Origin of the sequence: Asticcacaulis biprosthecium C19 (assembly GCF_000204015.1) — a bacterium.
In the GTDB taxonomy this organism is placed as follows: domain Bacteria; phylum Pseudomonadota; class Alphaproteobacteria; order Caulobacterales; family Caulobacteraceae; genus Asticcacaulis; species Asticcacaulis biprosthecius.
Window position 1 is genome coordinate 876,686 of record NZ_GL883078.1, and the last position, 13,558, is coordinate 890,243.

General features: G+C 60.4%; 16 protein-coding genes. 9 read left to right on the top strand and 7 right to left on the bottom strand.

The window, feature by feature from the left end; all coding sequences use genetic code 11:
• Nucleotides 1-53: 53 nt before the first annotated feature.
• The 4 genes from ABI_RS14400 (at nucleotide 54) to ABI_RS14415 (ending at nucleotide 1,983) form a co-directional block, all read left to right on the top strand.
• Nucleotides 54-458, top strand: coding sequence for a Tat pathway signal protein (locus ABI_RS14400; RefSeq protein ID WP_157138906.1), 405 nt, complete (start codon nucleotides 54-56; stop codon nucleotides 456-458).
• Between the two features lie 63 nt (nucleotides 459-521).
• Entirely contained in the window at nucleotides 522-860 is a 339-nt protein-coding gene (locus ABI_RS14405) for a hypothetical protein (protein WP_006273759.1), read from the top strand.
• Between the two features lie 4 nt (nucleotides 861-864).
• A complete protein-coding gene (locus tag ABI_RS14410) occupies nucleotides 865-1,653 on the top strand; it encodes a 3-hydroxybutyrate dehydrogenase (RefSeq protein ID WP_040309286.1) in 789 nt (262 codons plus the stop codon).
• A 114-nt stretch (nucleotides 1,654-1,767) separates the two neighbouring features.
• A complete protein-coding gene (locus ABI_RS14415) occupies nucleotides 1,768-1,983 on the top strand; it encodes a hypothetical protein (protein WP_006273761.1) in 216 nt (71 codons plus the stop codon).
• 231 nt (nucleotides 1,984-2,214) lie between these two features.
• Here ABI_RS14415 and ABI_RS14420 read toward each other — a convergent pair whose 3' ends face one another.
• On the bottom strand, nucleotides 2,215-4,068 hold the full coding sequence (locus tag ABI_RS14420; protein ID WP_006273762.1) for an ABCB family ABC transporter ATP-binding protein/permease: 1,854 nt from the start codon (nucleotides 4,066-4,068) through the stop codon (nucleotides 2,215-2,217).
• A gap of 318 nt (nucleotides 4,069-4,386) precedes the next feature.
• Nucleotides 4,387-5,010, bottom strand: a complete 624-nt coding sequence (locus ABI_RS14425; protein WP_006273763.1) for a DsbA family oxidoreductase — start codon at nucleotides 5,008-5,010, stop codon at nucleotides 4,387-4,389.
• Between the two features lie 39 nt (nucleotides 5,011-5,049).
• Here ABI_RS14425 and ABI_RS14430 point away from each other — a divergent pair, with 39 nt between their 5' ends.
• Nucleotides 5,050-5,847 (top strand): SGNH/GDSL hydrolase family protein, encoded by a 798-nt coding sequence (locus ABI_RS14430; RefSeq protein ID WP_006273764.1) that lies wholly within the window; start codon nucleotides 5,050-5,052, stop codon nucleotides 5,845-5,847.
• 19 nt (nucleotides 5,848-5,866) lie between these two features.
• Here the strand turns inward: ABI_RS14430 and ABI_RS14435 are convergent, their stop codons facing one another.
• From ABI_RS14435 to ABI_RS14450, 4 genes are all read right to left on the bottom strand, one after another.
• Nucleotides 5,867-7,762: a sodium:solute symporter family protein gene (locus ABI_RS14435; RefSeq protein WP_006273765.1), complete on the bottom strand. Its 1,896-nt coding sequence runs from the start codon at nucleotides 7,760-7,762 to the stop codon at nucleotides 5,867-5,869.
• A 100-nt stretch (nucleotides 7,763-7,862) separates the two neighbouring features.
• Nucleotides 7,863-9,053 (bottom strand): AGE family epimerase/isomerase, encoded by a 1,191-nt coding sequence (locus tag ABI_RS14440; protein ID WP_006273766.1) that lies wholly within the window; start codon nucleotides 9,051-9,053, stop codon nucleotides 7,863-7,865.
• The gene (locus ABI_RS14445) at nucleotides 9,050-10,255 is read right to left on the bottom strand and encodes a glycoside hydrolase family 130 protein (protein WP_006273767.1); all 1,206 of its coding nucleotides are present in this window, start codon (nucleotides 10,253-10,255) and stop codon (nucleotides 9,050-9,052) included. Before ABI_RS14445 ends, ABI_RS14440 begins: the two co-directional genes overlap by 4 nt.
• A 65-nt stretch (nucleotides 10,256-10,320) precedes the next feature.
• A complete protein-coding gene (locus tag ABI_RS14450) occupies nucleotides 10,321-10,989 on the bottom strand; it encodes a DNA-3-methyladenine glycosylase I (RefSeq protein WP_006273768.1) in 669 nt (222 codons plus the stop codon).
• A gap of 106 nt (nucleotides 10,990-11,095) precedes the next feature.
• On the opposite strand from ABI_RS14450, the gene ABI_RS14455 reads away from it, so the two are divergent.
• The 4 genes from ABI_RS14455 (at nucleotide 11,096) to ABI_RS14465 (ending at nucleotide 13,044) form a co-directional block, all read left to right on the top strand.
• Entirely contained in the window at nucleotides 11,096-11,500 is a 405-nt protein-coding gene (locus tag ABI_RS14455; RefSeq protein WP_040309287.1) for a MerC domain-containing protein, read from the top strand.
• 134 nt (nucleotides 11,501-11,634) lie between these two features.
• Entirely contained in the window at nucleotides 11,635-12,396 is a 762-nt protein-coding gene (locus ABI_RS14460) for a YcxB family protein (protein ID WP_040309288.1), read from the top strand.
• A gap of 24 nt (nucleotides 12,397-12,420) precedes the next feature.
• Nucleotides 12,421-12,672: a YcxB family protein gene (locus ABI_RS26685; protein ID WP_374188353.1), complete on the top strand. Its 252-nt coding sequence runs from the start codon at nucleotides 12,421-12,423 to the stop codon at nucleotides 12,670-12,672.
• Nucleotides 12,673-12,717: 45 nt separating this feature from the next.
• Nucleotides 12,718-13,044: a Dabb family protein gene (locus tag ABI_RS14465; protein WP_006273772.1), complete on the top strand. Its 327-nt coding sequence runs from the start codon at nucleotides 12,718-12,720 to the stop codon at nucleotides 13,042-13,044.
• Between the two features lie 90 nt (nucleotides 13,045-13,134).
• Here the strand turns inward: ABI_RS14465 and ABI_RS14470 are convergent, their stop codons facing one another.
• A complete protein-coding gene (locus ABI_RS14470) occupies nucleotides 13,135-13,488 on the bottom strand; it encodes an endonuclease domain-containing protein (RefSeq protein WP_040309289.1) in 354 nt (117 codons plus the stop codon).
• Nucleotides 13,489-13,558: the final 70 nt, after the last annotated feature.

The window sequence follows — 13,558 nt, forward strand, 5'->3', positions numbered from 1 at the left end:
TGAATTTCGACCGTGAACCGAACTTTAACGGTGACGCCGCATACTGGAAAGCTATGGAACGCCGTCATCTTCTTTCCGCCCTGTGCGCCGCCGCTGCGACCACGTTTGCCGCCGTGCCGGCCCTTGCCAGTGCGCCCAAGAAAAAGGGCGGCGGACTGGGCTATACTCAGTTCCCGATGATAAGCGTCTTTACCAAGGGGGCCGGCCACCGCCACGGCTCGATGAGCGTCGAAATCGGGCTGTACTGCGACGATGCCAAGCTGACCGAGCAGGTCAAGCTGTACCGCCCCCGGCTGATGGATGCCTATGTCACCAAGTTGCAGGGCTATGCGGCCAATCTGACGGCAGCGTCGCTGATCGACACCGACTATGTCGCCAATCAATTGCAGGCGACCACCGACAAGATCCTGGGCCGTCCCGGCGCCAGGGTGCTGCTGGGCTCCATCCTGCTCAACTAGGTTTTGCGTTGCACACAAGCCGGAAAGCCGCCATAAAGACAAGCGACACCGGAGCCTGTGCAGATGACGTCATCGCCTTTCGAGAACGGCCTGAAGCTGATGGAGGCGCAGCAGCAACTGGCTGCGCGCAGCCTGATCAACCTGATCGAGATGATCAGCACCTCCTCGCACCGTTACGCTTCCGAGACCACCTCCTTTACGAAGGAAGCCCTGGACCTGATGCGCGCCGCCGCCCAGACGCGTGATCCGGCGGCCCTGACGGAACTGCAAAAGACCTGGGCCCAAACCTGCGTGAAATACAGCCAGAACCAGAGCCGCGCCGCCATGACCTTTGTCGAACAGTGCGGCCTGCAGGCCCTGAACACCGCCGCGCGTTCGGCCAAGACCGACAAAAAGGACTGAGATCATGACGGGTTTGGCGGGCAAGACGGCACTGGTCACGGGTTCCACCAGCGGCATAGGCCTGGCGATTGCGAGTGGTCTGGCCGCCCAGGGCGTCAAAATCATGCTGAACGGTCTGGGTGATCCCGGCGAGATTGAGGCCCTGCGCGCCGAGATGGCCAGGACCTACGGCATCGAGGTGCTATTCGACGGCGCCAACCTGCTGCGCGCGGATGAGATTGGCGGCCTGATCGGCGCCATCGACGCGAAACTGGGCGGGGTGGACATCCTGGTCAACAATGCCGGCATCCAGCACGTCTCTCCCATCGAAAGCTTCCCACCGGAAAAGTGGGATGCCATCATCGGGCTGAACCTGACCTCCAGCTTTCATACGGTGCGCCTGACCTTCGAAAAGATGAAGACGCGCCGCTGGGGCCGGATCGTCAACATGGCCTCGGCGCATGCCCTGGTTGCCTCGCCGTTCAAGTCGGCCTATGTCGCGGCGAAACACGGCCTGCTGGGCTTTACCAAGACGATCGCGCTGGAAGGCGCTGAATTCGGCATCACCTGCAACGCCATCTGTCCGGGCTACGTCAAGACGCCGCTGGTCGAGAAACAGATCCCCGACACCGCGAAAGCGCGCGGCATGACCGAGGAACAGGTGATTCGCGACGTACTTTTGGCCGCCCAACCGACCAAGGAATTCGTCCATGTCGAAGACGTGGCGGCTTTGGCGGTTTTCCTGTGTTCGGACGCCGGCAAGGCGATCAATGGTGCGCCGATGTCGATCGACGGCGGCTGGGTCGCGGCCTAACAGCTGCGCGGCCTGGTATTTACAGGTTTTTTATTTTTTTCTCCGCCTATCAGCAACGCTTCTCTATTTGTGCTATGTCCATAGTCCCAGACCTCTGGTGAGAAGGACCTCCACATGATCAAATTGACCTATTCCAAAGTGCTGCCGCTTATCGCCGCAGCCGCCTGTCTGACTGTCGCTGCCTGCGAAAAGAAGACCGAAACGACCACGACGACGGAAACCACGACAACGGAAATGGCGCCTCCGGCCGATACCGGTACGGCGATGTCCGATATGGCTATGTCGGACACCACGACGGTTACCAGCACCTCGACCTCAGTCGCACACTAAGCGACCGCTGGATTGTTGGCGGGGGTCCACCCCCGAAAGGAAAAGCCCCGGAACCGCAAGGTCCGGGGCTTTTTTTGCTGAGCCGACCACGCAGCGGCATTTTATATCAAGGGGATCCACAGATTACACAGATTAGAAGAGATTAAGCTGCTGAAAAATCTGCGAAAATCTGTGTAATCTGTGGATCCCTTTAACGTAGGATCCCGCTATGCGGCGGGTTCAGAACCGGCCCTACTCCACCTCGGCCTCGACCTTGGCCAGGTTCTCACGGGCGGCGTCGGCGGCGCGCTGGCGCTCCCACATGGCGTAGTACAGGCCCTTGAGCTTCATCAGTTCGGCATGGCGGCCGCGTTCGGCGACGACCCCGTCCTTCAGCACCAGGATCTCGTCAGCGCCTACGACCGTGGACAAACGGTGCGCGATCACCAGGGTCGTGCGATTCTTCGACACATCGTCCAGCGACGCCTGGATCTCACGCTCAGTATGCGTATCCAGCGCCGAGGTCGCCTCGTCCAGGATCAGGATCGGCGGCGACTTCAACAGGGTGCGGGCAATCGCGACGCGCTGCTTTTCGCCACCCGACAGTTTCAAGCCGCGCTCGCCGACCTCGGTCTCGTAGCCCTTGGGCAGGGTCGAGATAAGGTGGGCGATCTGGGCGCGTTCAGCGGCATCCTCGACCTCGGCCTTACCGGCGGCGACATTGCCGTAGCCGATATTGTAGGCGATGGTATCATTGAACAGCACGGTATCCTGGGGCACCATGCCAATCACCTTGCGCAGCGAGGCCTGGGTGACATTGCGGATATCCTGGCCATCGATCTCGATACTGCCGGCTTTCACGTCATAGAAGCGGTACAGCAGCCGCGACAGGGTCGACTTGCCGGCGCCCGAAGGACCGACCACGGCGACGGTCTTGCCGGCCGGCACCTCGAAGGTCACGCCCTTCAGGATCTCACGATCGGGATCATAGGAAAAATACACGTCCTTGAAGGCGATGGCGCCGTCGCTGACCACCAGTTCGGTGGCGGCCGGCGAATCGACTACCTCCTGCGGCTCGTCTAGAAGATTGAACATGGCCTCCATATCGATAAGGCCTGTCGAGATTTCACGATACAGGGTGCCGATGAAGTTCAGCGGGATCGACAACTGCATCATGAAGGCGTTGATCATGACGAAGTGACCGACCGTCTGGCGACCGGCGGCGACTTCCATCGCCGACATCACCATCACGATGGCCATGCCGATCGAGAAGATCACCGCCTGGCCGATATTGAGCCAGGCCAGGGAGGTGTAGGTCTTGATGGCCGCCTTTTCATACTTACCGGTGGCGCGATGATAGCGATCGGCTTCGAGTTGCTCGTTGCCGAAATATTTTACGGTTTCGAAATTGAGCAGGCTGTCGACCGCCTTGGACATCGAATCGGAGTCGGCCTCGTTCATATCCTTGCGGATGCTGATGCGCCAGTTGGAGGCGATGATCGAGAACCAGACATAGACGATCACGGTAACAACGACGACGACGACGTACCAGAAGCTGAACTGATAGGCCAGAATCACCGCCGTCAGAACGAACTCGATCACGGTGGGGATACCGACCATCATGGTCAGGCGAATGATGGTTTCGATACCGTTCTTGCCGCGTTCGATCACCCGCGACAGCCCGCCGGTGCGGCGTTGCAGGTGGAAACGCAGGCTTAGGTTATGGAGGTGGATGAAGGCCCGGTTGGCCAGACCGCGCACAGCGTGCTGACCCACCGCGGCAAACAGAGCGTCGCGGACGTTGTTGAGCACCTGCGACAGCATCCGCGCCACGCCATAGGCGACGACCAGGATGATCGGACCGGCAGCCAGAAGCCCCCAGAACTGAACATCGCCGCCGCCGGTCAGGGCATTGGTCGCCCATTTGTACGTGTACGGAATAATGACTGTCAGGATCTTGCCGGCCAGCATGAACAGCAGGGCGAACACCACCTGGGCCTTCAGGTCAGCACGCTGCGCCGGCCAGAGATAGGGGGACAGGAAGTTGACCGTTTCGGCGAACTTGGCCTTGGGCTTGGGGAAGGGGGTGGTCGCCGGTGCGGACATTCAGGAAGGCTTTCTGGGGGACTTTCGAGTCGTTTCGTCGGCCCTATATAGGCGGCGCCTTCCCCTGCGCCAATTGTGGCAAAAATAATTTTGTCCGAGGCCGCAGGAATTACTGTCGATTCAGAACCAGATCTTGGAAACTCTGCCCTAACTCCCTCTCCCCACTCGAGGGGAGAGGGTGGGGGTGAGGGGTTGGTTCGGTCGACAACTGTAAGAGCCGATCCCCCTCAACCCCTCACCCGATCGCCCACGCGTCGCTCGGCTCTCGTCCTCTCCCCTCAAGTGGGGAGAGGGAAATATTGCCTAATTCCCAAAGACTTACGGCGCCGCGTGATTATCCGCTATAGCCTTGAACGCCTTCAGGAAGGCTGAGGGCGGGTGGGCGCCCGACACCGCCGTGCGGTCGTCAAACACGAAGAAGGGCACGCCCTTCACGCCAAACCCTTGCGCCTGTTTCTGGTCGGCCTCGACCCGGGCCTTCAGGCTGGTAAAATCAAACGCCCCTTCCGACAGGAGGCGATCCAGCCCCACCTCGACCGCCAGTTCCACCAGGACCTCACGGTCAAACAGGTTACGGCCCTGGGTGAAATAGGCGAAATACATCCGCTGAAGCAGGTCCGGCGCCTTTTCCCCGGCAAAGGCCAACAGGGTATGGGCGTCAGCCGTATCGCCCACCAGCGTACCCTGCAAGCGGAAGGTCAGACCGGCCTGAGCTGCGGCGGCTTCTGTACCGGCGATGGTCGCCTGCGCCTGCTGCGGCGTCTGGCCGTAGCGGCGAACGAACATCTCCTCGACCGGATAGGGCGCCTCACCCGGCATCAGCCGGAAGGCATGATGCACGATAACAGGCTCCAGGCCGGCTTCGCGGATGGCGGTTTCCAGATTGACCCTGCCGATATAACAGAAGGGACAAATGACGTCGGACCAGATATCTATTTTCATGAATCCGCATGTAATACGGTTACGGTTGAGGTCAAGCCTTTGAAGACGTTCGCAGCTCTCTTTACAGTCCTGGCGCTTTTGTCGCCCCTCCCCGCCATAGCCGCAGACCCGGTCCGCATTATTGTGGTCGGCGATTCCACCATGACCGACAAATCGGGCTACGGCAAAGGCTTCTGCGCCCGGTTCACCCCCGACGTCACCTGCATCAACGCCGCGCGCGGTGGCCGCAGTTCTAAGAGTTACCGCGCTGAAGGCCTGTGGGACAAGGTCCTGGAGCAGTTGCGCGACGGCAAGGCCTATGCCAGAACCTATGTCTGGATCGGCTTCGGCCACAATGACGGCTCGGCCAAACCCGAGCGCCATACCGACCTGGAAACCGAGTTTCCGGTCAATATGCGCCGCTATGCCCAGGACATCCAGGCCGCCGGTGCCATCCCCGTGATGGTCACGCCCCTGACCCAACGCTGGTTCCGCAACGGCACGCTCAAGGACGACCTGCGCCCATGGACCGCCGCCATCCGCGTGGTGGCGACAGACGGCGACTATGACCTGGTCGATGTCTATGGCGTGACACGCACCGCCGTCCAGGCCATGGGGCCGGTGGCGGCGAATCGTACCGCCGGAGGTCCCATCCCGCAGAACATCCTCGACAGCGAAGGGGCCGGCACCTCGCTCCCGGCGGTATTCAGCGACGCCTCACAGGGCACGCCGGCCACCGCCCAGGCCTTCGACTACACGCACCTCGGGCCTGAAGGTTCGGCCCTGTTCGGCAAGATCATTGTCGACGCCTGGGCGGCGCACGAACCGGGCATACGACCCTATTTAAAAGCGAATTAGGTCGGGACTGCCGTGATCCTCACGCCGGCTCGTCGCGCAAGCGGTCCCACCAGGTGAACTTCATCACCACTGTGCACACCACGATGACGGCCAGGGTGATCAAGAACTTGTCCATCTCGCGGATCATCAGGAAGATCGCCGACGCCGTCAAAGCCGTCTGCCACACCACGCCCACCAAACAGTTGAACATGTCACGGCCGAAGTCGCGGTTCGGCTGCGCCGCCGGTTCATCTTCCTGAAGGGCCTTCAGCACCGGCCCCCAGAAACCCCACGGCCGGGTCTTTTTGTAGAAGGCCTTGAGCGTCTCCATATCGGTCGGTTTGGTCACCAGCGACCCGATCACCGCCACGGCCAGACAGGCAGCGAACAGCCAGGGGAAGGCTGCCAGCCCGTCGATCGCCGCGCCGGTCACAGGGTCCTTATAAACCGCCATCCACATGGCCGCGACCACCCCCAGCGCCATCGACGCCGCATAGCCTGTACCGTTCAGCCGCCACCAATACCATTTGACGACATTGGCGACCGTATAACCACCGTACAGCCCTGTTGTGATCCAGGTGACGACGTCGTTGATCGAGGTCAGCTGCCAGCCGATAAAGGCCGCAATGACCGCGAATAGGAACGACGTCAGATAGCTCAGGCGCATCAGCGATTTCTGGTCGGCTTCCGGCTTGATATATTTGCGGTAGATGTCGTTGACAACGTAGGCCGGCGCAGCGTTCAGTGACGCCGAATAGGTCGCCATGAAGGCCGACAACAAGCCGGCGAGCGCAATACCCAGCAGACCTGGCGGCATGTAGTTATGCACCACCCACGGCAGGATGGCGTCGAAATCGGCGACGAATGGCTTGCCGGCGGCCGCCGCATTGGCCTGGAGCTGGCTCCAGTACGGCCCGATAAAGACGAGGGCCAGCACGGCCATGCCGGCGATCATCAGGTAGCGCGGGAACAGCAGGACCAGGTTGACGAATCCGGAAATCTTGGCGGCTTCGGTCGGCGATTTGGCCGACAGCAGGCGCTGCATGTCGTAGTTCGGTGCCGGACCGGCCATGGCTTTGAAGAAGCCCTGGAAGACCATCAGCCCCATGAAGATGGCGAAATAGGAATGGCCCTCCTTGGCGATCGTATCGATGGCCGAGGTCGCCACCACCCTGTTCTCGGGCTTAGCCGTTTCCGCCACCCTCGCCCAATCGAGATCGAGGTTCCAGCCAAAGGCCAGCTTGTTCCATCCGTCCGGAATGGCGGCTTTCAGCGCTTCCGGCGAGACCAGGGTGAAGGCCAGCCAGGCGATGGCGATACAGACGATCAGCTTGATGAAGAACTGCAGGATTTCGGTCATCACCACCGAATACATCCCGCCCTTGACCGAATAGACGGTGGTCAGACCCACCACGATCAAACCATACAGCTTGTCGTTCAGCACGGGATCGGCTGCCAGCTTCCATGGGCTGAATTCGGCGACCAGCTTGCCGATACCCAGGAAACCAAAGGCCAGCATGCCGACCACCATGATCAGCGCGAACACGACATTGATCAGGTGTGAAGCGCGCGCGCCCAAACCGTCGCCGAAGCGGAAGGTGATCCATTCGGCGCCGGTCAGCTTTCCCGAACGCCGCAGCCAGATGGCCAGGAACATCATCAGGAAGATCTGGTTGAACACCGGCCACAGCCACGGGATGAAGACTGACTTCAGGCCGTAGACGACCAGGAGCCCGACCATCCACATAGTGCCGGCGACGTCGAACATGCCGGACGCGTTGGACAGGCCAAGCACCCACCACGGCAGCTTGTTCCCGGCCAGGAAATAGTTACTCAGGTTTCCCGACGACAGTTTCGCCACCCAGAAGCCCAGGCCTATGGTCAGCAGGACGTAACCGGCGACAATGGCGATGTCGATCCCGTGCAGAGCGGTCATGTTTTCCCTCCCCTTGTTGTAAGGGTACTTATTTTGACGCGCATCTTTATCCGAAAACGGGGACGCCCGTGCGGTGCGTCACACTTTTCGGGATGCGCTTTTATTTTAAACGCCGATCGAGTTCGATCATTGCCCGTCCGTTATGGTACGGGCACTTCCACATGCCGGCGGCATAGACCGGCGGGCGGGCCGCATCGGCGCTATACCAGGTCCATTCGCTGCCCCTCGCTGCGCCATACTGATCCTTGAGATAGCGCCATAGCCGTCCGGCCGCGTCGAGAAAATCCTCGTCACCCGTCATCTGCCAGGCATTGACGAAACCAACCAGGCCCTCCGCCTGGCCCCACCATTCGCCATCCGGGTCGAGGTGGCCGTCGAAGCTCTTTTCGTAGCTCAGACCACCTTTCGCGCTGAAGCCTTCCTCGAGCGTGGCGCGCGACAGGCCAATCGTCAGTGTACGGATTCTCGTGGCCAAAGTGGCGTCGCTCAGGACTTCGGCACCTTCCCACATTAGCCAGGCGGCCTCGATATCATGGCCATAAGACACGGCCTGGCTATGATTGCTCCAGTCCATGCCGAAGAACAGCTTCAGATGCCGTCCGTCATCCGCGAATCGGTCGGCGAAGATCGTCAGGGCACGGCGTAAGGCGTGATGGCTGGCATCGTCGGGGGCGACGCGGTGCAGGTTGGCATAGGCCTCCAGGATATGGAGGTGGGTGTTCATGGTCTTGGGGCTGTCGGCGTCCTTGTCCGACAGGCGCGGATCGTCGATCGGATGCCAGTAGGCGCTCAACGCCTCGACATAGCCACGATACTGCGGGTCCCAGAAGCGGTCTTCGATGTCGCGTTGCAGGTGCCGCGCCAGGGTCAGAGCGCCCGGCTCACCCGTTGCCCCGTAATATTCTGCCAAGGCATAGACAGCGAAGGCCTGGGCGTAACCCTGCTTCTTGGCGTCAATAACCTGGCCCTTGGTATCGAGCAGCCAGTAAACCCCGCCGTGGTCCGGATCGAGGAAATGGTCGCGCAGATAGGCATAGGCGCGTTCGGCCAGGGCGCGCGCTTCATCCGACCCCAGATAAACGGCCGTGGCTGAGAAAAACCACAGCAGGCGGGTGTTGAGGATGATGCTTTTCGGCGCCTCGGCGACCGGCTGACCGGCAGCATCGATCTCACCATGGAATCCGCCATTGACCTCATCCGGCGCCCTGTCCGCCCACCAGCGCATGAGGGTCTCCGCTTCCCGGCGGGCCTCGATGCGCAGGTTGTCGCGAATGTCGGCGGTAACGATCATGAGTTTTCAGGAAAGGTTTGGCCCGAATAGGCTTGATTACGTGAAATCAGGTCCAGGCGCTGCTGGACGCAGGCCGCCGACGTCAGGGGATCGGACGGCGTGTTCTTGCAATAGTCGATCAGACGCGCCACCGACGACGTCGCGACATGCAGCCGCGTGTCCGAGGAGGCGTAGTAGATATAGACCTCGTCCTTGTCATTGACGATCCAGCCGTTGGAGAAGCAGACATTGGACACATCGCCGACTCGCTCGTCGCCCTGGGGCGCGATCAGGTGGCCGCCTGGCGCGTAGGTCACCTTCCACGGTGCGTTCAGGTCGGTCATGAACATGTACAGGACGTAGCGCAACCCGGCAGCCGTGTTGCGCACACCATGCGCCAAGTGCAGCCACCCGTCGGCCGTCCTGATCGGCGCGGGCCCCTGGCCGTTCTTCACTTCCTTGATGGTGTGATAGACCTTGGTGTCGACGATGACTTCCGACTCGATGACCGGGTTGGTCATGTCCCTGGTCAGGCCCCAGCCGATGCCGCCACCGCCGCCGACCGAAATGAAACCGTCCTGCGGCCGGGTATATAGCGCATACTGACCATCGACAAATTCCGGATGCAGAACAACATTGCGCTGCTGACCGGAGTTGGTTTTGAGGTCCGGCAGACGCTCCCAGGTGATCAGGTCCTTCGTGCGAGCAATGCCGCATTGGGCTGTCGCCGCCGACGTGTCGTGGGGCAGGCTCAGATCCTTGCGCTCGGTACAGAACAGGCCATAGATCCAGCCGTCAGCATGCTGCGTCAGGCGCATGTCGTAGACATTGGTGTCAGGTTCGTCAGTCTGCGGCAACACTACAGGCGCCGGCCAGAAACGGAAATTGTCGATGCCGTTGGCGCTTTCCGCGATCGCAAAGAACGACTTGCGATCATCGCCTTCGACCCGCACGACCACAATGTACTTAGCTTGTCCGTCTTTGGGCCATAACATAGCGCCGGCATTGAAAGTGGCGTTGATCCCCAGCCGTTCCTGCATGAAGGGATTGGTGTCGGAGTTAAAGTCGTAACGCCATTCCAGCGGCACATGGGCCGCGGTGACGACCGGATGCTGCCAGCGATGATAGACCCCGTTGCCGGTCGCGGCCGGCACATTGGCGCGCGTCAGCAAGGCTTCGTGGTCGGCGCGCAGGCGGCCCAGGCGCTCGGCAGCGTTCGTCATCTTCAAAAAGTTTCCCTAGCAGTTTCCACGGATTAAATAAATTTGATTTAATAAATATGCAAGCCCTAATCCACGCAGTAGGCCAGGATTTGACTCATCTGCGTCAAGCCACGCCCACCGTCTTCGTGCCACGCCGAAATGGCCGACTGCACAGCGGCGATATCCTTCTTCGATGTCGGCTCTCCCGACACCACGGCCCAATGGTTCAGCGCCTTGATGACCGACGGCGACAGGAGAAGCGCATCGCGGCCCATCCGGCGCAGCGCGCGCTGACCCGTCGCCCCACCCAAGCGCGAACCTCGGTTTTTGAGTTCACCGCATAATTCCATATAGCGATCGACCGGCCACGAGGCGAAATAGGCTCCTGCCGAACCGTGCGACGTGGCGACATCCGACAGATACTGCGCATTGCCGGCCACCGACCGGATTTTCATGGCGTTGGCGACCAGGCCCGGCGCTTTCATCAGCGCGGACAAGTCCTCGTCCGACATGAACAGCCAGCGCGTGACGTCAAAACCGTCGAAGGCGTCCTCGAACTGCGGCCAGCGTTTCTCGATCAGGTCCCAGTTAAAGCCGGCCTCGAAGATGCAGCGGGTAAATTGCGACAGCCAGCGGTCTTCCGGGATCGCCGCGATCTCATCCATGGATTTCGGCGTAATCAGCAAGGCTTCGAGCGCTTCGGCCCCGCCCTTGCGTTCGGCGGCACGCGCCTCTATCTCGGCAAAACGGATCATGCGGCGGTCCCCGGATCGACTTTTTTGACTCACGCGCCTTGCAAAAAGTTATGATATAACATATTTGCAGATCATCCTACTCTGGACGAAAAAGGCGCAACCCGCAATGGTGCAACTTAAGGCAAGATGGCTCGATATCGCCTCTATGGTGCTGTCGGCCCTGTGCGTCGTGCACTGCATCGCCCTGCCTTTTATCGTTGCCGGCATACCCTTCCTGGGCGCTTTTACCGATGCCGACTGGGTGCATCAGGTTTTGGTCCTTATGGCCGCGCCACTGAGCCTGTGGGCCATCAGCTATTCGAAGGCCTGGCGCAAGTGGGCTGTCTCCCTCCCGATGTCCGGCGGCCTGTTGCTGCTGGCCCTGGCCGCCTTTGTCCCCGCCCTGCACGACGCCGAAGTGGCCCTGAGCCTTCTGGGCGCAGTGATGATCGCTGCTGCCCATGGCATCAACTACCTCAGCCAGCGCCCGGTGCACATCCACTCGGCAACCTGCGCCCACGGCGCCGATTGATCCGCTGCGGCTTGCGGTGCTAGGGTTGCTCCCGTTCAGGGGGCACGACGACCGAAGCCGAGATTACAACACAACCTTTTCGTCTGAGCTTTGGCGACTACGCGCGTTTTTCGATCGTCAGCCACTTCCGGAACATGGTGCGCTGGCCCGGAGCCGCAATCTATGGCGTCCTGATCATCGGGCTTCCTCTCCTCGGCCATATAGCTGAGTTGATGCAGGGCCGGTATGTTGGGTTGATTGTCGGTATCGTCGTAATGGCGTTCCTTTGGAGCATTGTCGTCCCGGCATTTTGCCTGGCCGGCGTATGGTGGAATTTCCGACGCAATGTATTGGCGGCAGGCACCCGATCGGCGCGGCTGACGAGTCGCAGCTTCATACTTGAAGGGCCAGGCCTGTTTTCCGAGCTCACTTGGGGTAACTTCCGGGAGGTCCGGCGCGGCAAACGTCATATTTACCTCCACCTGACCGGAGGTATGGCGCACATGGTTCCCGACTCTGCGTTCGATACGCCGCAGTCAGCCAGGATTTTCCTGGATCGCGCCCGACAGTTGGTCGCCCAATCCCGGCATGACCAAGCGACCGTTTTCGAAACGCCGGTAACGCCTGCTCCGATCCAGGGCGAGCTTCAATCCCAGCCCTATCTCTATACCTTCGGACTTCATTTCCGACTCAATGTCGGCCTGTACTATCGGGCACTCAGGCCTATCTTTTTTGCCGGCTTAGCCGTGGTCTACCTTATTCTTCTCTGGCAAAACGGTTGGGGTCTAACCGAGTTCGACCGGGCGGAGCTGCTACCGCAACTGGGTGGGTTCACCGTGATTACAGGCGGCTTTGTGCTGATATTCCCGCTAATCCTTGTGCCGGCTGCCTGGCTGTTCGGGCGTCATCATCCATAAATCACCGGCACGCGCGTAGCCTCTCTGACTGGAGACCGGCTTATCATACATGGCCCGTCCTTTCACACCGAACTCACGTTGAGCGATCTGAGACAGGTACGGCGGACCCGGCACCTGATCCTGTTCATGGTCCAGCCCGGTTCCGCCGTGCCGGTTCCTTCTTCCGGTTTTGCGACCCCGGCAGATGCTGACGCGTTCTACGCCGCCGCCTTCTCCCGCTGGCAGGCAGCGCGCCCTGCGCCTGCGGCGAAAACGCATCTTGACGGAAAGTCCTGAGGCTTTAAGGGAGCGGGTAGTTTCCATAGTCGCGAATTCCCCCGAATGATCCGTCACATCGTTATGTTCAGTTGCAAGGACCGTGCGGACGTCGACGTCATCTATCGCGGCCTGTCGGTGCTGACCCAGATCCCGCAGGTCGCCCACCTGGAAGTCGCGCTGAACGAAAAGATCGACCAGATCGGCAACGATATCGATGTCGTGGTCTATGGCGAGTTCGCCTCGCTGGAAGATTTTCGTGCCTACAAGGTCCATCCTTTGTACGAAGAATCGATCCGCCGGGTGCGTCACCTGCGTGATATCCGTGTGGCAGCAGACTACACGGTCAGCAATGCCACCCGCGTCCAGTTGCCAGAACTGGCGAAGGCGTAAGGACCTACCGAGGCGTCTTTTTTTCTTATACTCCCCCGTTATACGGGGGAGGTGGCGGCGCGCGATAGCGAGCCGTCGGAGGGGGGATTTCTAGGCTCCCAACTTTCCAGCCGCCATTAGAACTATTCCGTCCGCGACGCCGTCCGCGTCCCTGAACACATCGGCAGCCGGAACGCGGTAGACGTCAAGGCCTTGCGCCATCAACCATGACTCCCGAACAGTGTCCCGCTGCACGGCCTCATCGCTATGATGATGGCTTCCGTCGACCTCAATGGCCAACTTCGCACGAACGCAATAGAAATCCAGAATGTAAGGGCCGTAAGCGTACTGCCGCCGGAATATAGGCATACCGGGAGTTCTGGACTTAAGCCGTTCCCAAAGAAGATACTCCGGCGCAGTCAGGGCGCGACGCATTTGCCGAGCTTGAGCGTACTTGGGTTTCATCTCAACAGACTAGCCTCAGATTTCGAAATTGGAAATTGGCTGGTGCCAGGAAATCCCCCCTCCGACTGCT